This is a genomic window from Brevibacillus sp. SKDU10, assembly GCF_001645205.1.
Taxonomy (GTDB): Bacteria; Bacillota; Bacilli; order Brevibacillales; family Brevibacillaceae; genus Brevibacillus_B; species Brevibacillus_B halotolerans.
Window position 1 is genome coordinate 16,092 of sequence record NZ_LSSO01000186.1, and the last position, 18,647, is coordinate 34,738.

Annotated in this window: 17 protein-coding genes; 7 read left to right on the forward strand and 10 right to left on the reverse strand. The window is 41.7% G+C overall.

Annotated elements, in window-relative coordinates; translation table 11 throughout:
• Positions 1–119 precede the first annotated feature (119 nt).
• From AYJ08_RS24085 to AYJ08_RS17890, 3 genes are all read left to right on the forward strand, one after another.
• Positions 120–278: a hypothetical protein gene (locus tag AYJ08_RS24085; RefSeq protein WP_197490748.1), complete on the forward strand. Its 159-nt coding sequence runs from the start codon at positions 120–122 to the stop codon at positions 276–278.
• Positions 279–595: 317 nt separating this feature from the next.
• On the forward strand, positions 596–5,176 hold the full coding sequence (locus AYJ08_RS17885) for a glutamate synthase-related protein (RefSeq protein WP_064018848.1): 4,581 nt from the start codon (positions 596–598) through the stop codon (positions 5,174–5,176).
• A gap of 272 nt (positions 5,177–5,448) precedes the next feature.
• Positions 5,449–6,132 (forward strand): zinc metallopeptidase, encoded by a 684-nt coding sequence (locus AYJ08_RS17890; protein ID WP_064018849.1) that lies wholly within the window; start codon positions 5,449–5,451, stop codon positions 6,130–6,132.
• 71 nt (positions 6,133–6,203) lie between these two features.
• Here AYJ08_RS17890 and AYJ08_RS17895 read toward each other — a convergent pair whose 3' ends face one another.
• From AYJ08_RS17895 to fabL, 7 genes are all read right to left on the reverse strand, one after another.
• On the reverse strand, positions 6,204–6,818 hold the full coding sequence (locus AYJ08_RS17895) for a DL-endopeptidase inhibitor IseA family protein (protein ID WP_064018850.1): 615 nt from the start codon (positions 6,816–6,818) through the stop codon (positions 6,204–6,206).
• Positions 6,819–6,870: 52 nt separating this feature from the next.
• Entirely contained in the window at positions 6,871–8,076 is a 1,206-nt protein-coding gene (locus AYJ08_RS17900; protein ID WP_064018851.1) for an MFS transporter, read from the reverse strand.
• Positions 8,077–8,145: 69 nt separating this feature from the next.
• Entirely contained in the window at positions 8,146–9,939 is a 1,794-nt protein-coding gene (locus tag AYJ08_RS17905; RefSeq protein ID WP_064018852.1) for an ABC transporter ATP-binding protein, read from the reverse strand.
• Positions 9,936–10,217, reverse strand: a complete 282-nt coding sequence (locus AYJ08_RS17910; RefSeq protein ID WP_064018853.1) for a hypothetical protein — start codon at positions 10,215–10,217, stop codon at positions 9,936–9,938. The genes AYJ08_RS17905 and AYJ08_RS17910 overlap by 4 nt, the downstream gene beginning before the upstream one ends.
• Positions 10,218–10,225: 8 nt before the next feature.
• Complete coding sequence (locus tag AYJ08_RS17915) at positions 10,226–10,768, reverse strand: DUF402 domain-containing protein (protein WP_064018854.1); 543 nt, start codon at positions 10,766–10,768, stop codon at positions 10,226–10,228.
• Positions 10,769–10,813: 45 nt separating this feature from the next.
• Positions 10,814–11,227, reverse strand: coding sequence for a GNAT family N-acetyltransferase (locus AYJ08_RS17920; protein WP_031411844.1), 414 nt, complete (start codon positions 11,225–11,227; stop codon positions 10,814–10,816).
• A 103-nt stretch (positions 11,228–11,330) separates the two neighbouring features.
• The gene (gene fabL, locus AYJ08_RS17925; RefSeq protein WP_031411845.1) at positions 11,331–12,089 is read right to left on the reverse strand and encodes an enoyl-[acyl-carrier-protein] reductase FabL; all 759 of its coding nucleotides are present in this window, start codon (positions 12,087–12,089) and stop codon (positions 11,331–11,333) included.
• A 538-nt stretch (positions 12,090–12,627) separates the two neighbouring features.
• Between fabL and AYJ08_RS24090 the strand changes: the two genes are divergently transcribed.
• On the forward strand, positions 12,628–12,780 hold the full coding sequence (locus tag AYJ08_RS24090; protein ID WP_003344102.1) for a hypothetical protein: 153 nt from the start codon (positions 12,628–12,630) through the stop codon (positions 12,778–12,780).
• 133 nt (positions 12,781–12,913) lie between these two features.
• Complete coding sequence (locus AYJ08_RS24095) at positions 12,914–13,075, forward strand: hypothetical protein (RefSeq protein WP_197490750.1); 162 nt, start codon at positions 12,914–12,916, stop codon at positions 13,073–13,075.
• A gap of 53 nt (positions 13,076–13,128) precedes the next feature.
• Here the strand turns inward: AYJ08_RS24095 and mutY are convergent, their stop codons facing one another.
• Positions 13,129–14,241, reverse strand: a complete 1,113-nt coding sequence (gene mutY, locus AYJ08_RS17930) for an A/G-specific adenine glycosylase (RefSeq protein ID WP_064018907.1) — start codon at positions 14,239–14,241, stop codon at positions 13,129–13,131.
• A 284-nt stretch (positions 14,242–14,525) separates the two neighbouring features.
• Here mutY and AYJ08_RS17935 point away from each other — a divergent pair, with 284 nt between their 5' ends.
• Positions 14,526–15,533 carry a metal-dependent hydrolase gene (locus AYJ08_RS17935; RefSeq protein ID WP_064018855.1) on the forward strand — a complete coding sequence of 336 codons (1,008 nt, stop codon included), beginning with the start codon at positions 14,526–14,528 and terminating at the stop codon, positions 15,531–15,533.
• 51 nt (positions 15,534–15,584) lie between these two features.
• Here the strand turns inward: AYJ08_RS17935 and AYJ08_RS17940 are convergent, their stop codons facing one another.
• Together AYJ08_RS17940 and AYJ08_RS17950 are read right to left on the reverse strand one after the other, a co-directional pair.
• A complete protein-coding gene (locus tag AYJ08_RS17940) occupies positions 15,585–16,499 on the reverse strand; it encodes a cation diffusion facilitator family transporter (RefSeq protein WP_064018856.1) in 915 nt (304 codons plus the stop codon).
• Between the two features lie 536 nt (positions 16,500–17,035).
• The gene (locus AYJ08_RS17950) at positions 17,036–17,644 is read right to left on the reverse strand and encodes a superoxide dismutase (protein ID WP_064018858.1); all 609 of its coding nucleotides are present in this window, start codon (positions 17,642–17,644) and stop codon (positions 17,036–17,038) included.
• A gap of 222 nt (positions 17,645–17,866) precedes the next feature.
• Here AYJ08_RS17950 and AYJ08_RS17955 point away from each other — a divergent pair, with 222 nt between their 5' ends.
• A complete protein-coding gene (locus tag AYJ08_RS17955) occupies positions 17,867–18,634 on the forward strand; it encodes a TSUP family transporter (RefSeq protein ID WP_031411854.1) in 768 nt (255 codons plus the stop codon).
• Positions 18,635–18,647 lie beyond the last annotated feature (13 nt).

An 18,647-nucleotide genomic window follows, 5' to 3' on the forward strand; every position in this document is an offset into this window, starting at 1 on the left:
AAGAGTATGGAGGCCTTTCTTATTTTCCATTTGGAAAAAAACGATCGGGGAAACTTCTGGCTTTCGGGGAAAACTACTGGTGTCTTCACTCAAAAAGCGTAATACAGGAGGGCTAGTCAATGTCCAGAGGTAAAAACGACTTTCCACAAGCACCAGAGCAAACCTTTACTGATCCCAAGATGAGTGCAAAGCCACTGGAATTTTTAAGCTTCCAGAATCCACGTAAAACAGAACATCACAAAACAAAGCAGCATAAAACAGAAAATCAGGACGAGTAGTCATGACAGCCCCCATTATAGGGGGTTGTTTATTTGTATAAATTATACAATTTCATACCAAAATATTGCTTATCAATTCGATAAACACACAAATATCAGAAAAAAGTTTGCATAAAAACGCTTACATTTGTATAATTAACTGTTTTGATATTGTTTTGCTTGCCTCTTTCGTGTTATTCTCAATGGTAACTAACGATATGCTTCCCCTGTTTGCACAATGAACATCCACATTGAGTCCAATCTTCTATAAAAAGGACTTATACTCAACTGTCTTAGAAGAACTAAGGAGGTGGAGGTCAGACCTACTGACCGTTACTATGCAAAAGAGAAATGAAAAGCATATGCACATCAGCAACTTTCGGAATTATCACACAACAGAACATGATAGCTGTGGAATCATCTGTATCATCGAAAAAACAGGAACACCTACAAGGAAAAATGTAGATGAAACGATTCGGACCTTAGTACAAATGGAGCATCGCTCTGGATTTATTGATGGAGAAGGTGACGGATGTGGTGTATTAACTGATATCCCTCGCTATCTTTGGGAGAAATATTTAGAAAACTCACTCTTCGAAAGTGATTTGGCTTATGATCCTTCCTTTGCAGTTGCTCATATTTTTGTTCCTCGCAAAGGACATGAGGTAAAAAAAGTCCAGGAAGAAATCGGCTTGCTTATCAAAAAACACGGCTTAACTATTTTAGCTGAGCGTGAAAATCAAGTTCATTCAAACGTGTTAGGAAAAAACGCACAGCAGGATGAGCCACTCTTTTGGCAAATCGCTTTAATGCCGGACCAAGCCATCCATCCAACCACATTAACGCCTGAACAATACGCCGGATTATTATTTGAACTCCATGTTGAAATTGAAGATACCTATCATGTACATGTTGCTTCCCTCAGCAATCACACCGTTTCTTATAAATTGATGGGTGCAGCGAACATCTTACCCCACTATTTCATAGATTTAGCTGATCCATCCTTTACCTCTACTGTTACAATCGGTCATAATCGTTACTCAACCAACACATTGTCTAATTTTTTCCGAGTTCAGCCCTTTTCTTTATTAGGACATAATGGAGAAATTAATACCATTAGTAAACTTGAAGAAGAGGCCCGCATGCTACACGTACCGTTAGTCGAAGGTGGCAGTGACTCTCAAAATCTAAATCGTACCATCGAAACCTTTATTCATCGCTATGGATTAACCTTATTTGAATCCTTAGAGGTTATTTTTCCACCTATCCACAATGAAATAAAATTATTTTCTCATGATTTACAGGATTTATACACGTACCTCCGACAGGCTTGGGGGCACTTTGCTCAAGGTCCCGCTGGTATTGTTTCTCGCTACGCCGATCAATGCGTCTTTAGTGTGGACTCCTTGGGATTGCGCCCCGTCTGGATGGTAGAAAGCGAAGAATCCCTTTATTTCTCCTCCGAGCAAGGCATTATTCCTGTGTCTGAAATGGTAAGCGAGCCAAAATCATTAGCCCCTGGCGAGAAAATTGGTGTACAGCTAAGCCAGCAAGGTATCAAAATCTTTAGTCATTCAAAGCTGCAAGAGCTTGTTAAAGCTAGCTTTCAGACAAAAATTTCCTGTCAACACTTCCGACAGCATTTACATTACGCCTATCAAAGCGAAATGGTCGCTCCTTCTTATGATTATGAAGCACCTACTGCTCAAGCATTTAGTGCATTTGGTTGGGATCGAGAGCAAATCCAGCTTATTGAGCAAATGGCTTCTAATGGTGCAGAGCCGATTCGTTCGCTTGGCTATGACGGACCACTCGCTGCCCTGTCCAAAGAACGCCAAAATATCAGCGATTACATTAAAGAAAGCGTGGCAGTCGTAACTAATCCGGCAATCGACAGAGATCGAGAAATTGAACATTTTTCAACGCGTGTGGTTTTAGGAAAAAGAACATTCCTATCACAAAAAGAAACCGAACCACATACTCGGATGGAGATCGCCTCACCGCTGCTCGTGGAGGGACAATCGTTCCAAGAGCTTGCATCTCCTCAAGGTATGATGACTTTAGAACAAATTATTTCTTGCTTCCATACAAATCCGCATAGTGTAGTCGTCTTGCCAACCGTATTTCGAGAAACAGAACGCTTATCGGAAGCTCTGGATCGCCTTGCTCAAGAAGCTTGTCAAGCTGTGGAAAAGGGAGCAACTTTATTAATTCTTGATGACTCAATGGTTCATATTGAAAATCAATATTTTATCGATCCTTTACTGATAACAGCCCATATTGACAGAGCGCTCAAGCAAGCTGAATCCCCTAGTCATAATCTACGCAGACAAGTAAGCATCATCGTTCGATCCGGTGCTATTCGTTCCTTGCATGACATCGCTCTTCTACTGGGAAGCGGTGCAGAGGCAGTGGCTCCACACATATTGTTTGCCACTGTATTTGCAAAGGGAGGAACAGAAGCAGTTCAAAATCTATTTAATGCTTTAACAAAAGGGCTCGAAAAAGTAACATCAACAATCGGTATTCATGAGCTACGTGGCTACGGTCGCCTTTTTTCTGCAATAGGTCTGCATGCGGAAGTAGCTAATATTCTACAAATCCCAACCTTCTGTGGTTCAGATAAAGCTGGCCTATCACTTGACCAGTTAGAAGAAGAAAGTCGTCAGCGCTACGAATTATATAAGGACGAAAAAGCACGTGAGGCACGAACCTTCCACCTATTCCCACGGTTATGGAAGGCTATCGGGCAAATTGCAAGCGCTGAAATTCCTTATGTCGACTACGCATTGAAATTAGAAGAAAATGAGCAGGAAAACCCGATCTCCATCCGTCACTTAACCGATATTGCCTATGAGAAAAGAAGCACTCAGCAAGATACGGCTCGAATTGAACCCGATCAAGTGAACAACAGCGTAGGGGAGCATTCATTGCCGTTTATGATTTCTTCTATGTCATTTGGCTCACAGAACGAGACAGCCTTCCGTGCTTATGCGGAAGCGGCAGATCTCCTGAATATGATTTCCATGAACGGTGAAGGCGGAGAAATTAAAGATATGCTGGGCAAATACCCACGCACCCGCGGTCAGCAGATAGCGTCAGGACGATTTGGCGTAAATGTTGAGTTAGCTAACTCTTCAAACCTATTGGAAATCAAAATCGGTCAAGGGGCAAAACCAGGTGAGGGCGGACATTTACCCGGCTCGAAGGTTACAGAAAAGATTGCTGCTGCCCGAAATGCTACCGTAGGGTCCGATCTAATTTCACCTTCCAACAACCATGATATCTACTCCATTGAAGATTTGGCTCAGATGATTACAGAATTAAAAACAGCCAATCATCAAGCAAAAGTATGCGTTAAGGTGCCTATCGTGCCTAATATTGGAACCATTGCTGTGGGAATAGCCAAAGCTGGTGCTGATTATATTACCCTGTCAGGATTTGATGGTGGCACAGGAGCTGCCCGTGTGCATGCCCTACAACACGTCGGGCTTCCCGCTGAGATTGGTGTAAAGGCGGCTCATAATGCCTTACTGGAGGCCGGCCTACGCAATCAGGTAGAGATTTGGGCAGATGGTGGCGTCAAAAGCGCACTGGATGTGGCTAAATTAATGATGCTGGGGGCTAATCGCATTGGCTTTGCTACGTTAGCTATGATTGCTGTGGGATGTACTACCTGTCGCGGCTGTCACTTAGATACCTGTCATGTTGGAATAGCCACGCAAATTGATAATTTGGAAGAAGCCCACGAAAAGGGCTTACGCCGTTTTGTTCCCCGTCAATTTGATTTGGCCGTATCTGGACTTACTAATCTTTTCACCCAATTTGGGCAAGAACTACAGCGAATTACTGCTAAACTTGGATTTACCCATTCACAGGACCTCGTAGGTCGATCCGATTTGCTAGTGCAGGCTCGTGGCTTAAACCAAATGGATTTGGAGTCACTGCTCTGTGTCCATCCCTTATTTACTACTCTTAAGCATCGTGGGGCTAGTTATGAATCCACAGCCGCGAAAGTCTTGGTAGCCGCAGGAGCAATAGAAAACGCAGAGCAAGTTCAGGAAAAAGATCACTATGTAAGCCACGATCAACCGATTCAGCAAAATTTCTCGGCCATTTTATCAGGAGAGCGAGTATTGGGAAGTCGTTGGTCAGGAGCACGTGTGAAGCCTTATTTAGACGGAAGCTATATGTCATTGCCAGAGGTATCCTTGCATTTTGATCACGGCAGTGTTCCGGGAAACGGGCTTGCGGCCTACAATGCAGAGGGTGTGAGAATTCGCGTACAAGGCGGAGCACAAGATGGTGTTGGTAAAACGAGCTTTGGAGGTGTTGTCTCCATTCTCAAGTCTAAAGGAGCCCACGGGCACTATATCAATGGTTCTGTCGGAAAAAGCTTTTGCTATGGAGCACAGAAGGGACTATTTATTGTTCAGGGAAATGCTGATTCTCGTGCCTGCATTCGCCTCTCCGGGGCAGACGTTGTATTTGGCGGCGCTATTACAGAGCCACTTCAAGATCATTTAGGAGGACTAGGGGCCCGTGCCAATCTAAAAGGCTTCGCTTTTGAATACATGACAAATGGCCGCGCCGTCGTGCTAGGTGATCCAGGCCCATGGATTTGTGCTGGAATGACGGGTGGTACTGTATATGTTCGACTACAACCAGAACTAGGCTTTGATGAGGATGCCCTGAAACGTCGTATAGCCAAAGGTGCCAAAGTTTTCATTTACAAGCTTGATGCCAAAGGTATTTCTGATGTATCCGAGCTAGTAACAAAATATAAAGAAGAGCTATTGGCCGCAGAACAATATGAAGAAGCAGGACTCATTCAAAAATTATTAGAGCATCCAGAAGCACATTTTGTACAAATTACACCTAAAAAAGAGCAAGCTGATCCTTCTGTATCAACTGAGTAAGAAAAGTACCGAAGAAGAGAAGAAGAAAAGCAAGCCCTGATGTGGGCTTGTTTTTTTATTTGATCATTTTTTGTGGTAATATCAAAATAAATGAAACCTTTTTTAAGTTAATACGTATGTAAATTAACTGGCAAGGCTGAGATAACGAGCTACCCAACGATTTATTTTCATAACAAAGATGTATTTTTGTGTCTTCTCACCATTTTTCGTGCACAATGAACATAGGATGAGAAGAGGACAAGAAGAATCATCATAGATAGGAGTGATTTTACATGCTTTTTACCCCTTGGACGATATTAATTTTGGCGGCATTCGGTCTAACGATGTGGGCGCAATTCCGTGTAAAAGGAACGTTTAGCAAATACTCGGAGGTACCTGTTTCTTCTGGAATGACCGGGGCTGAGGCAGCTAGACATTTACTGGATTCTAACGGTTTATCCCATATTCCAGTCGAACATATACCAGGCACTCTTACAGACCACTACGACCCAATGTCTAAAACGGTACGCTTGTCAGATCCTGTGTATTTTAGCGACTCCATCTCAGCAGTATCTGTAGCCTGTCATGAGGTAGGTCACGCAATTCAGCACAAGGTTGATTATCCAATGCTAGTTGCTAGACATCGTATTTTCCCACTAGTCAACCTTACTTCGGGAGTAGCCCCTTTCTTGTTATTAGGCGGTCTGTTCTTGAAAATCAGCGGTCTCTTCCTGCTTGGGATCATTGCTTTTAGCGTAGCCGTGCTATTTCAAGTCATCACATTGCCAGTCGAGTTCAACGCTAGCAGCCGCGCCAGAGATTTAATGATTAAAATGGGCTATATTCGCAACTCAGAAGAACGTAAGGTTAAGGCCGTACTTGGTGCTGCAGCTCTTACCTATGTAGCCGCAGCTCTCATGTCTGTACTACAGTTGCTTGAGTATATTTGGTTATTTAAACGAGACAGCGACGACTAACATTTCCTTTTATAAATCTACAAAAAAAGGCGTCCCATCAAGGGCGCCTTTCATTTTATTATTGATGCAATTTACTCCTTCACACCAGGAATGGTATCAAGCTTCCATGCCCCATCCTCTTGCTTCATACGAACAGAATAGCCTTTAAAATCAACTTCATTGCCTTCTCCGACAGGAACTTTAATTTCATACTCTCTGCCATTTTGATCTTCTGTAATCATTTCTGCCTGCCCGCCTTCCCATTGAAGCACACTGGTTCTATCTACGGTTGGTTGAGCCAGCTTTCCTTCTTTTTCAATTAGCTTGAGATTGTCTATGACTTTATCTCTTGCAGCTTTTGTATAGATATTCTCCAGGTATTTCATCAGCTTTTCTTTCGTATCTATATCGCTTCCTACAAAGCGATAGTCTTTTCCATCATGAGAAAAGCTCTTACTTTTATCTGGCTCTGTTTTTCCTCCGCGTAATACATACTCATAAGCGTTTGCTCCCTCAGCTGCCAACGCGACAGCTTCTTTTTCATCCATATTGGTATGCTTATTTCCAGCCGGTTTTGTCATCTCCGAAGCTGGTTGAGCAGTTTCTGTCGTTGGAGTTGTAGGCTTCTGTTCGGGCTGATTGCCTGTACAACCTGCCAATGCTACAACCAATGCTGATAAAATCAGAAAGCCTGTCCATTTTTTCATATTGTTTCACTCCTTTTTCAGTATGACGCCAAAACATGGTGGCACGTTACGCCTATTCACTCGATACTGCCTCAAAACCATGTCGAACCGCATACAAAAACCATATAAAATTTAAAAACAGGAGAATGCTCGTCATTAAGAATACACCGTTTAAGCCTACAAATCCAGCTAGAAAGCCTCCCGTCATGGGTCCAAGCATATTGCCAAGACATAAAAAGCTGTTATTATAGCCAAATACTCGACTAACCATATGACTCGGGGTAGCTTTTCGTAACAAGGAATTAACAGCCGGCAATAGTCCACCTACACATAATCCTGCCATGAAACGCAAAATAAGTAATTGCCAGAGCGTTTGCACCATCGCCGTTGGAATATAGACAATAGCAGATGCAAGCAAGCAGCCAAGCAATACTTTATGCGAACCAATCCTATCTCCCAATTTGCCTAACTGAGGGGAAGCAATAACATTAGCTATTCCTGTCATAGCTGTAACCAATCCTGCAAAAAAGGCCACTCTCTCGCCACTTCCAATCAGCTCTTTAACAAAAATCGGGAGAATCGGAACAATTCCATTAAGGGCAAATTGAACAATTACCGTTACGCCAAACAGAACCGGCAGTGTTTTGCTTGCAAACACCATTTTAAAGTCCTCTCGCAAACTTGTCTGTTCTGTTTTGGGCAAAGGTGTAAAGTCTTCCTTTACGGTAAACGTAATGATAAGCGTTGCTATAAATAATAAACTGCCTGTTACCATAAACACAGCACGGTACCCAACTAAATCTGCAAGCAATCCTCCAAAGAAAGGCCCCATAATCGAACCAGATACAACACAGGATTGCAAAATGCCTAAGGCCCATCCCGAACGCTCCTGAGGCACACTAGAGGCTACTAAAGCATTGCTGGCAGGAATGATTCCACTAATCGTTCCGTTTAATAAACGCAGGAATAATAAATGCCATACATTGCCTGCCAGTCCAGTTAGCCCAATCGTAATTGACATTAAAAAACCAGAGCGGAGTATCATTATTTTACGTCCATACTTATCTGCCAAGTTCCCCCAAACAGGTGACACTATTCCAGCCGTTAAAAAGTTGGCTCCAAATATGATCCCAGACCACAACGTTGCGTCGCGAGTGTTCGTGATATGTAATTCTTCCTGAATAAAGAGCGGGAGAAATGGCATTACCATACTCATTCCTACCATAACGATAAACAAAGCACCACAGAGAACAAATAAATTACGTTTCCAGGTCTCCATACCCTCACTCCTTATTTTAAGCCAGTGAAAAAGTCAGAGGCTGTTTTTCTAGGTTGGATGTTTAACTACTCATCCCTTCGACGAAATAGCTTCTTGAGCCATGTTGCCAAAGTCCTGAACGTTCCATAAGGTATGATAAGCCCCTTGCTGCTGTAGAAGCTCTTCATGTTTCCCCATTTCCACAATGCGTCCATCCTTTAACACAACAATCTTATCTGCATGCGTAATGGTAGACAGACGATGGGCTACAATAATAGTCGTTCTGCCCTTTGCCAGATGGGCTAAGGATTCTTGAATCATGTGCTCTGATTCCAAATCTAATGCGGAAGTAGCTTCATCCAAAATTAAAATGGCGGGGTCCTTCAAAAAGACGCGAGCAATAGCAATTCGTTGCTTCTGACCTCCCGAAAGCTTGACCCCTCGCTCACCTAATTCAGTATCGTAGCCCTCTGGCAGCTCACTAATGAATTCATGTGCATTCGCCGCCTTGGCTGCTGCTACTATCTCTTCTTCTGTCGCTTGCGGATTCCCCATTGAAATATTCATTCTGGCTGACTCGCTGAATAAAATGTTATCCTGCATGACAATTCCAATTTGCTCACGCAGGCTTTTTTGAGTAACGTCCCGTACATCGATGCCATCAATGAGAATTCGTCCACCCGTCACATCCCAAAATCGTGGAATTAAACTAATAAGAGAAGACTTTCCACCTCCTGACATACCGACTAATGCTACCGTTTCACCCGGTTCAATCCGTAATTGTACGTCATGTAGAACTGGTTCATCTTTCCCGTTATAAGCAAAAGTTACCTTATCAAATTCTACACGCCCGCTAATCCTTTTTGTTTCAGGATTTACGGGCAACGTACAAGCTCCCGGTCTATCCACGATATCATATTGCTCATCAATAAAATCAAACATACGATCCATAGAAGCGATCGCTTGCGTCAATGTAGTCGATGAATTAACCACCCGTCTGAGTGGCGTATATAGTCGCTCCAAATAAGCGTAAAAGGCCATGAGCGTTCCAATGGTTAACATACCTTGGATGACTTGATAGCCTGCAAAGCCAATAACTAAAAGCGGTGCAATATCAGTAATAGTATTAACCACAGAAAAGGTATAGGCATTCCAGCTAGTTTGCTCTAATGCCTTATGTAAGAATCTTTGATTTTTCTTTTCAAATTGCTTCGCCTCATACTCTTCCAAAGCAAAACTACGAGTAACGGAAATTCCATTAACTCGTTCGTGGAGATGACCTTGTAATTCAGCTAGCTTCTGCGAGCGCTCCCTCATTAGTTGGCGCAATCTCTTATAAAAATACTTAATCGAAAATCCATACAAAGGAAACACAACAATAGCAATCAAAGTTAGCTTTACATCCATAAAAAGCATAATGGAAAGCGTAATAACAATGGTCACTAAATCCAACCAAATATTCATAAGGCCTGTTTCAATAAAGCTTTTTGTCTGCTCTACGTCATTTACAACCCGTGAAATAATTTCTCCTACCTTATGATTGTTGTAAAATCGCATGGATAATTTCTGTAGGTGGCTAAATAATTGGTTACGAATGTCAAATAGAACACGGCTGGAAATCCATTGAGCATAATATTGGCGATAATACTCTACAGGGGCTCGCACGATTGTAAACAGAAAAAAAGCTGCACACATTAACCAAAACAATTGATATAGCTTATCTTCCTTAGGCATTGTTCCCGTAACTAAGGTGTCTATTACATATTTGAGAATTAATGGCATTAATAATGGGATCCCAAATTTTACAATACCGATACCAATGGTTAAAATAATTTTCACTTTGTAAGGTCCCACATAACGTAAGTATCTGCGTATGCTATTCATAGCACCACTCCTGCTGTTAGTATGAAAGATGAATGCGCCGCTTTAATTCCCTGAAGCCTAAGTCTCTGTGAAACCGATTTTACAACAGATAGACGGTTATGTCTTGTTGTCAAGTATACGGTAACAGCCCATTTACCTCCAATAAATTCACTTTTCTTTTTCTTTTTAGCCGGTTTTCTCTGTTTTCTAACTATTGAACGCGTATGGGATTCAAAAATACCCCTGTTATCGTTGCCAAATTTCGCTTGACCGATAACAGGGGTGTGTATCCGTGACATGTAATTGACTACTCTTCATCATTGTGCTTTAGCAGTTGGTACCGTTCATACCATCTTTGAACAAATCCGCTTTGGAAAGGCCCGCGTCTTGCTTTGATCCATTCCAAAACCTCATCCAACGCCAAGTGAACCCGTTCCTTCACATATGGAGGGTAATTCATTTGCGCGCTATGTAGAGCATATTCTTCTTCATCTAATACCGTATACGTCATATCCGGATAGACTTTCACATCCAGATCATAGTCGATATAGCTAAGTAAATTTCCTTTTAAACTGAAAGGAGAACCGATGTTACAGTAATAGTAAATCCCGTCATCACGGATCATGGCGAGTATATTAAACCATTGTCCTCGTCCAAATGTACAGATTGCAGGCTCTCTTGTACGCCATTCACGCCCATCAGACTCTGTGACTTTGACACGATCATTACCGGCTATCACTACTGTATCGCTCGTATGAATGAGCGTAGTACGATCCCAAGTACGGTGTAAGGACTGATTATGTTTGAAGCTTTCAATGCGTATAATGGAACCTGGTACTTGCGACGACATGACTCTCTCCTTTCTTCCATTTTCATCTTTCAAAGAAATATTTCCTTAGGAGGAAATTTTTTTAGAAAGCGTAATATACTGTTGCAACTCATATCCCATGGCTTGGTAAAAAGGCAACACCCGTTCATTCGCCTGATTGACCATAATAAGAATTTGATTGACACCGCGCTGGTGAAAACGATTCTCTAGGGCTTCTACTAACTTACGGCCGATGCCCCTGCCTTGGGAAGAAAGTGAAACAGCTAAACGATAAAAATAAGCACGAGTTCCATCTATCGTGCCGACAATAACTCCTACAACTTCTCCATCTTCCTCAGCAACCATAACCAAGTCGCTGTCCCAAGCTAATTGTTTAGCAAGAGAATCCATCGTTTCCGTATCAGTTCGATCTAATTCTGTTTCTTGCCAAATACGAGTAATTGCCGCATAATCGCCCAGACGAAACGTCCGAATAATCATAATAGGCGCCTCCCTTAGACGGCTTCATTTTTCTATTGTACACTACTGAGGAAAGTTTGTCCCCTTAAACACAACATACATTGTAGCAGTTTTCTAACAGGAACTAAACTAGTAAAGAAATACCGCCATCCACAATAATCGTTTGACCGCAAATCATTTTTGCTTGGTCAGATAACAAAAACATAACCGTATTAGCCAAATCCTCTTCTTCTACCATACGCCCTACCGGAGTTCGCTTAGCAGATGCTTCCAATAATTCTTCGCGGTTTGGGAAATGCTTTAATGCTCCTGTATCAACAACGCCTCCAGACACAGCATTTACAGAGATGTTATACGGAGCTAATTCTACAGCAAGATAACGAGTTAAAGCCTCTACAGCAGCCTTAGATACTCCCACTGTTGTGTAATTTTCAATGACACGAATAGAGCCCAAACTGGACAAGCTTACGATTTTACCGCCATCATTGGTTTTTTGCATTAATTTTGCTGCTTCTTGCGCACAGAATAATAATGCCTTGCTGTTAATTTCCATAGTCCAGTCCCAGTGACTCTCTTCTAACTCCATTAAAGGGCGTAGCACACCAGAAGCTGCATTGTTCACCAGTATATCTAAACGGCCGAATTCCTCATCAATCTCTTTAAACATCTCTTTAATTTTAGCAACATCTCCAACATTGGTTTTTACCAAATGAACGCGAACACCCTTCGCTTCCAATTCAGATGCTGCTTCTCTTGCTGCTGTACGATTACGCAGATAGTTAATGACTAAATCATAGCCTTGGTCAGCTAATTGGTGAGCAATCGCCTTCCCAATACCTCTGGTTCCACCTGTAACTAACGCTACTTTTCCATTTCTACTCATATATTTCTTCCCTTCCTTCCTAAAATGTAAAAAAGAAACGTTCCATCTACCAGCTATTAACATCTGGTACTAATTATCTTCTATATTATACAAGCTATACCATCGCATCGCTACGTGCAAATGTAGATCAGGTGTAGTCTTTATAACCAATTATTGCCTTCTTATGAAAAAGACTTCAATCTTTTTATTTTCTTTAACAAATCATTCATTTTATACTTTACAAATTGAAAATAATACCATACTATTAAGGAATAATGCTAACACTTGGAAAGGAGGTTCGGAAAAATGATGGTTATGGGAATCTTTACACAATTAGCTGGCAACAATAATGCTATGCATAATTTCATAACATCTTCTCTCCTCGCTTCCAGACAGGTGATGGTTGTTTAGCTGTTGTTTACACCTGATAAGCAGATCGTAGGAGAGGTATCTCTTGCGGCGCATATTTTCTTTTACACGCTCAGACCGTGAGATATCCATATCTTACGGTCTTTTTATGCTCTTTTTTCATAAAAATTGAAAGGGGGTGACACACGTCATGGTATTTCATTTTTTCATGTTTTCTGTTCAGATCAAACGCAACAAACCGCCTGTTGAAAGGCAAACACAGCTTTATTTCCAGGAGCAATGGATTAAAGAACGCGATGAAAAGCGTTACATGTTGGACGCGCAATCGCCGTATATTATGTAAGTATTCTTCATTTTGATGGGAGGAATGTTGATATGAGAAGTGTTAAACGTAAGCAACGCATGAAGTATGTAGGTGTAAAGGCGCTAGATGGGACCTGACTGAATGAACAAAAAATAAAAGGAGGATGTGCACTGTGCATATTCCAATGATCTTTTTTACCATTATTATTGAACGTAAAAAGAAATCACCGGAGAAAACATATCGAGATTATATACAGCATAAACGCATTGAAAAAATCCGTGAAGAAAACCAACAAAGATGCATGGAACATCATTATTTAATGAATCGTTTCTAAGCGTCTACCATAAAGCAGCAAAAAGCCCCCTCTGTATGAAGGGGCTTTCTGCGTTACCATTTTTCTTCCTTCGCTGTTATTTCAGCAATGATTTTATTGTGTAAGACTGGGAATGCATATTGTGACATTTCCTCTGATGTGACAAACACAGCATTCTCTTTTAGCGGCTCACCTGAGATGTGCTCCATTACATACACATCAACATTCCAATGCAAATGCGAGAAGGTATGCTGTACATTCATCAGGTAATCCCCCAAATCGACTTGTAGTCCATATTCCTTTTCCAAAAGCCGGAGCAATTGTTCTTCGTCATCTTTCGTCCCTGCATCCTCTACCATGGGAAATTCCCATAAACCTGCTAATAATCCCTGTTCAGGACGTTTTTGAATCAGATATTGGTTTCCACGCTTTACTACCGCTGTCAGTAATTGGACGGGACGCGGCGGCTTTGCCTTTCCTTTGACAGGCAGCGTACCCTGCACGCCTTCCCTTCGAGCTAAACAGTAATCAAAGACGGGACAGGTTAGGCATTGCGGATTTTTAGGCAGACAAACAAGTGCCCCTAATTCCATAATGGCCTGATTAAAATCCCCTGCTCGTCCGATTGGGATCGTTTGTTTAACCAATTGTTCCATTTTGATCCGTGTAGCTGGTTTAGCAATATCATCATCCATCAGTAGAAGTCTGGAAAACACACGCATCACATTACCGTCTACTGCAGGTACAGGAACTTCGTAAGCAATACTTAAAATAGCACCCGCTGTATAGGGGCCTACACCCTTTAACTTGGAAATTTCTTCAGGTGTATCTGGAACCACGCCACCATACGATACTGTGACCTCGCGTGCTGCTGCTTGCAAGTTGCGTGCTCGGGAATAATATCCTAGTCCTTCCCATGCTTTTAAAACCTCTTCCTCAGGAGCCGCCGCCAGCGCTTCCACTGTAGGAAATTTTTGCATAAAATTTTGATAGTAGGGTTTAACCGTTTCGACACGGGTCTGCTGTAGCATAATTTCTGAGACCCAGACACGATAAGGATCTCGATTTATTCGCCATGGTAAATCTCGCTTTTGGGCATCATACCAATATAAGAGATCCTGAGCAAAATCAAACGCTTGAAATTCATCGGGCAGTGTATAAATAGTTGGTTGTTTTTTTCTTGTCATGCTTTTCCTTTGTTTCCCCTTTGTTCTTTTCAGGTTTACATCCAATTTTATATAACAGTTCGTGCAAAGATCATCTACTCCCATCTTGCCAAAAAAAACAGGTTTGAACAAGTTTCTCCTACATTTGCCATCCTGATTTAGTGGCTTGGCCAATTGTAAAAGAAATGTTACACAACGAAGCAATGTTTTTGAAGAATGCATACTTTTTTTAGAAAGGATTGAAGAATTAAGTAAGTTGTGCCATAATTTTTCCACCATCCCCGTGCGAAAGGAGAAATCTTCTAGTGGATACTGCCACGCATTTTGCCATCGGTTTTGGTTTAGCTGCCCTTGCTCATCTAGATCCTGTAGTAGCAAACGATCCGGGTTTAGCTGAAGCGGTAATGATTGGAACAGTCATCGGTCAACAAGCACCCGATTTTGATGGATTTACTCGTCTACTGGGTAATGCAACATATATCCGCAACCATCGGGGAGCTTCTCATTCGATACCCGCTATTTTCATTTGGACACTCTCCATTTGTGGACTTATCCAATATTTCATTCCGCAACAGCACTGGGGGCATTTACTCGGTTGGACATTCTTCGCTGTCTTTTTACACGTTTTTGTCGATATATTTAACGCCTATGGAACACAAGCACTACGTCCCTTTAATCGAAAATGGGTAGCCCTTGGCACCATGTTTATCTTTGATCCGCTGATTTTTGCCTTGCACATCATCGGGCTGCTATTGTGGGCGGCTGGCGCTGAGCCTGGTAAGCTGTTCCTGGTTATCTATCTATTTATTGCCCTTTATTATGTAAAAAGGTATCGGGTACATGCTCGTGAGCTAGCCTATCTGCAATCCTCATTGGGGCTAAAAGGAGAGTATACGCTAATCCCTACTTATTCGTGGAGTAACTGGACATTTGTGGTTAAAACCACGCAGCAATGGTATGTAGGAGAGCTGCATCAGGGCTCCGAACCATTGGTGCTTGATATTTTCCCGATTCCAAAAGAAGAACCTGAGCTGATTACCCTCACGAGACAGGATAAAAAAGTGCAAGCATTTCTTTCCTTTACCCACCATGTTCATGCAGAAGTCATACAACGCTCTTTTGGCTATGAAGTCAAATGGAAGGATTTACGTTATCGAGCTAAGCATATGGGCAAATCCCACTACATGCTGGTAGCTGTCGTCTATCTAGATCAAAATAAACAAATTCGTGATTCATTCGTAGGCTGGATTCACCATAGTGAAGACCAGTTAACCAAAAAATTAAATCCTCAAAAAGAGATTCAAGTCAATTAAAAAGAAAAAAAAGCTCCTTCTTCGTGAGGAGCTTTTTCCTTTTGACACATTTTATGTTCGAGATTTATTCGGTCTACGCGAAGCTGGTTCTACATGAATCAGCATTCGTTCAATTCCTTTAAAGCCTTTCAAATACTCTTCAATTCTATCCGTAACATCATGACTTTCTGCTACAGTTAATGATGAAGGCACTTCAATAATGCAATCAACATGAACAGCGCTTCCATGATAACGGGCCCGTAAATCAGTCACACGGCTAACGCCATTCACTTCCATAATACGATCATGAATCTCCTGCCATTTATCTTCTTCAAAGGCATCCATCAGGCTATCGACAGCCTGTTTTCCTACCACATATGCCGTCTTGATTATGAGTAAGCCGACGATGAGTGCCACTAAAGCATCTGCCCATAGCCAGCCCATCCGAGCTGTACCAATACCAATTAATGTTCCAATACTGATAATCGCATCACTTCGATTATCATAAGCAGCAGCCATAACTGCCAGATTATCTGTTTCTTTACCAACCGCCATATTGTAAAGAGATAAGAGATATAGAATAAGGGCACCGCCAAAAGCTACATACATTGATAAAGGATCGGGAGCCATTACTTGTGCTTCTGGTCTCCATAATTTTATAAAAGCATCCTTTAACACATCTATCCCTACCACTGCCATCATAAAAGCAGCTAATAGGGCTGCTGTCGTTTCTGCACGAAAATGTCCATATCGATGATTGTGATCAGCTGGTTTCTGGGAAATATACATACCGATCATCAGGGCAATAGACGCCAACACATCTGATACGTTATTCCATCCATCTGCTGTCAATGCCTCAGACTGAGCAAACATACCAGCCAGAATCTTGCTTACAGACAGGATCAAATAAAGAAAGATGCTAATCTTAATGGCTCTGCTTCCCTTTTTGTATTTCAGGAGCTTGGAGCTCCCTTCTATACTTTCCACAGTAAATTTCCTCCTCATTCCGAACTTTCTATTCTAATGGTAACGATCCAAAAGCGTGTTAGTCCAGAGAAACGTTTTTGCAAAAAGGCAGGATTGCATCTATAAGGAAAAAGATTTGCATGAAGGAAACCCTATGTAAGCTAGATACAATTGGGCTTGTAGGAATGCAAGGCTCTGATTTTTGGGAAAGCCTTTTAAACCGTTTCTTTATTAAAATTTGTATGTCAGTTCTTTCTGAGGATGTTACACACTACTTACATGGTATTGGATCACCTAAAAAATTCGTCATACTGGGACGAGGAAACAAAACCCAACCTCTAGATTTATTTATATCTTAAAGATACGAAAAATGTGAGCAGAACAAACGAAATTAATGGGTTTATGCGGAAACTTTTTAAGTCAATGATTGACAATCCGTCACATGCTTATAACTAACGCGTAAGCCGCCTTTTCTTTATAGCATGACAACAAAAAAGGGTAAGCATACCTATTAGATGTGACTAATAGGAGCCTACCCTTTGTCTTTATTCCATATATTAGCGAGCTGCTGCGAAACGTTTGTTTACTTCATCCCAGTTAATCAAGTTCCAGAAAGCATTGATGTAGTCTGGGCGTTTGTTTTGGTAGTTCAGGTAATAAGCATGCTCCCAAACGTCTAAGCCAAGAACAGGAGTTTTCCCTTCCATAATTGGGCTATCTTGGTTAGGAGTGGAAGTGATTGCTACTTTATCACCGTCTACAATTAGCCAAGCCCAACCAGAACCGAAACGGCCTGTAGCTGCTTTTGCAAACTCAGCTTTAAAGTTATCGTAGCTACCGAATGCAGCATTGATTGCATCAGCAATAGCACCTGTTGGGTTTCCACCGCCATTTGGGCTTAGGATTTCCCAGAATAAGCTATGGTTCGCATGTCCGCCACCATTGTTACGTACGGCTGTCCGAATAGCTTCTGGAAGTGCATCCAGATTAGAAATTAATTCTTCTACGCTTTTACCTTGAAGATCAGTATGTGCTTCTAAAGCAGCGTTTAAATTGTTAACGTAAGTAGCATGATGACGATCATGGTGGATTTCCATTGTTAATGCATCAAAATGTGGTTCCAATGCATTGTTTGCATATGGTAGTGCAGGTAGTTGATGTGCCATTACAAAAACTCCTCCTTTATGTAAGTAAAAATTCCTTTACTCTTGCTTTACTCCTTAATTATAGCGTAAACGACCGGATTAATGCAACTAAAATGTATTGAAAGTATAGTAAGGTAATCCATCCTACATTCACTGAACGCGAACTCTTGCAAACCCGATCACTCATGATAAACTGTACATTATCAAATATTTCGCAATTGAATAAAGGAGTCTGACTTTCAAATGGAACTGGACATATCAACCATTGTTTTACTTGCTTTAATCGGATTTTTAGCTGCGTTTATTGATAGTTGCGTTGGTGGAGGCGGATTAATTTCTCTTCCTGCTTTGCTGGGGTTAGGCCTTCCTCCTCATCTTGCGCTGGGAACAAATAAGCTCGCTGGCACCCTTTCATCCCTAACCAGCTCGATCACCTTCATTAGCATGGGGAAATTCGATAAGAAGCTAATGTTGATTCTCACACCCTTTTCATTAATTGGCGCTTGGATAGGTGCCCTAACGGTTCTAGATATTCCACAAGGCTTTCTCAACACGCTAGTTATTATTATGATGGGTCTTATCTTTGTTTATACTCTGCTAAACAAAAAGTTTGGCCATGAAGCAAATTTTAAAGGGTACACAACCTTTACGGTTAGCTGGGGCATTTTATTTGCCCTTTTGATTGGTTTCTATGATGGTTTTTTCGGTCCTGGCACAGGCTCCTTCTTTATTTTCCTAATGGTGCTACTATTCGGCTATGACTTTGTAATCGCTGCTGGCAACGGTCGTATCCTCAATCTAGCCAGCAATATCTCGTCACTTGCTGTATTCATCTGGAATGGAAAAGTTCTTTTTTCTACTGGATTGGTTATGGGCTTGGCCATGATTTTAGGCGCAACTATTGGTGCCCGCGTGGCCGTTATGACTGGTGTTCGCTATGTTCGCCCGCTGTTTCTTATCGTGTCAGTCTCTCTCATTACAAAAATGGTATATGAATTAATAATCAAATAAGAGCAAGCAAAAC

Excerpts from the sequence above, each read along its gene's own strand:
- AYJ08_RS24085 (WP_197490748.1), top strand. The coding sequence starts at position 120 with ATGTCCAGAGGTAAAAACGACTTTCCACAAGCACCAGAGCAAACCTTT.
- AYJ08_RS17885 (WP_064018848.1), top strand. The coding sequence starts at position 596 with ATGCAAAAGAGAAATGAAAAGCATATGCACATCAGCAACTTTCGGAAT.
- AYJ08_RS17890 (WP_064018849.1), top strand. The coding sequence starts at position 5,449 with ATGCTTTTTACCCCTTGGACGATATTAATTTTGGCGGCATTCGGTCTA.
- AYJ08_RS17895 (WP_064018850.1), bottom strand. The coding sequence starts at position 6,818 with ATGAAAAAATGGACAGGCTTTCTGATTTTATCAGCATTGGTTGTAGCA.
- AYJ08_RS17900 (WP_064018851.1), bottom strand. The coding sequence starts at position 8,076 with ATGGAGACCTGGAAACGTAATTTATTTGTTCTCTGTGGTGCTTTGTTT.
- AYJ08_RS17905 (WP_064018852.1), bottom strand. The coding sequence starts at position 9,939 with ATGAATAGCATACGCAGATACTTACGTTATGTGGGACCTTACAAAGTG.
- AYJ08_RS17910 (WP_064018853.1), bottom strand. The coding sequence starts at position 10,217 with ATGTCACGGATACACACCCCTGTTATCGGTCAAGCGAAATTTGGCAAC.
- AYJ08_RS17915 (WP_064018854.1), bottom strand. The coding sequence starts at position 10,768 with ATGTCGTCGCAAGTACCAGGTTCCATTATACGCATTGAAAGCTTCAAA.
- AYJ08_RS17920 (WP_031411844.1), bottom strand. The coding sequence starts at position 11,227 with ATGATTATTCGGACGTTTCGTCTGGGCGATTATGCGGCAATTACTCGT.
- fabL (WP_031411845.1), bottom strand. The coding sequence starts at position 12,089 with ATGAGTAGAAATGGAAAAGTAGCGTTAGTTACAGGTGGAACCAGAGGT.
- AYJ08_RS24090 (WP_003344102.1), top strand. The coding sequence starts at position 12,628 with ATGGTATTTCATTTTTTCATGTTTTCTGTTCAGATCAAACGCAACAAA.
- mutY (WP_064018907.1), bottom strand. The coding sequence starts at position 14,241 with ATGACAAGAAAAAAACAACCAACTATTTATACACTGCCCGATGAATTT.
- AYJ08_RS17950 (WP_064018858.1), bottom strand. The coding sequence starts at position 17,644 with ATGGCACATCAACTACCTGCACTACCATATGCAAACAATGCATTGGAA.
- AYJ08_RS17955 (WP_031411854.1), top strand. The coding sequence starts at position 17,867 with ATGGAACTGGACATATCAACCATTGTTTTACTTGCTTTAATCGGATTT.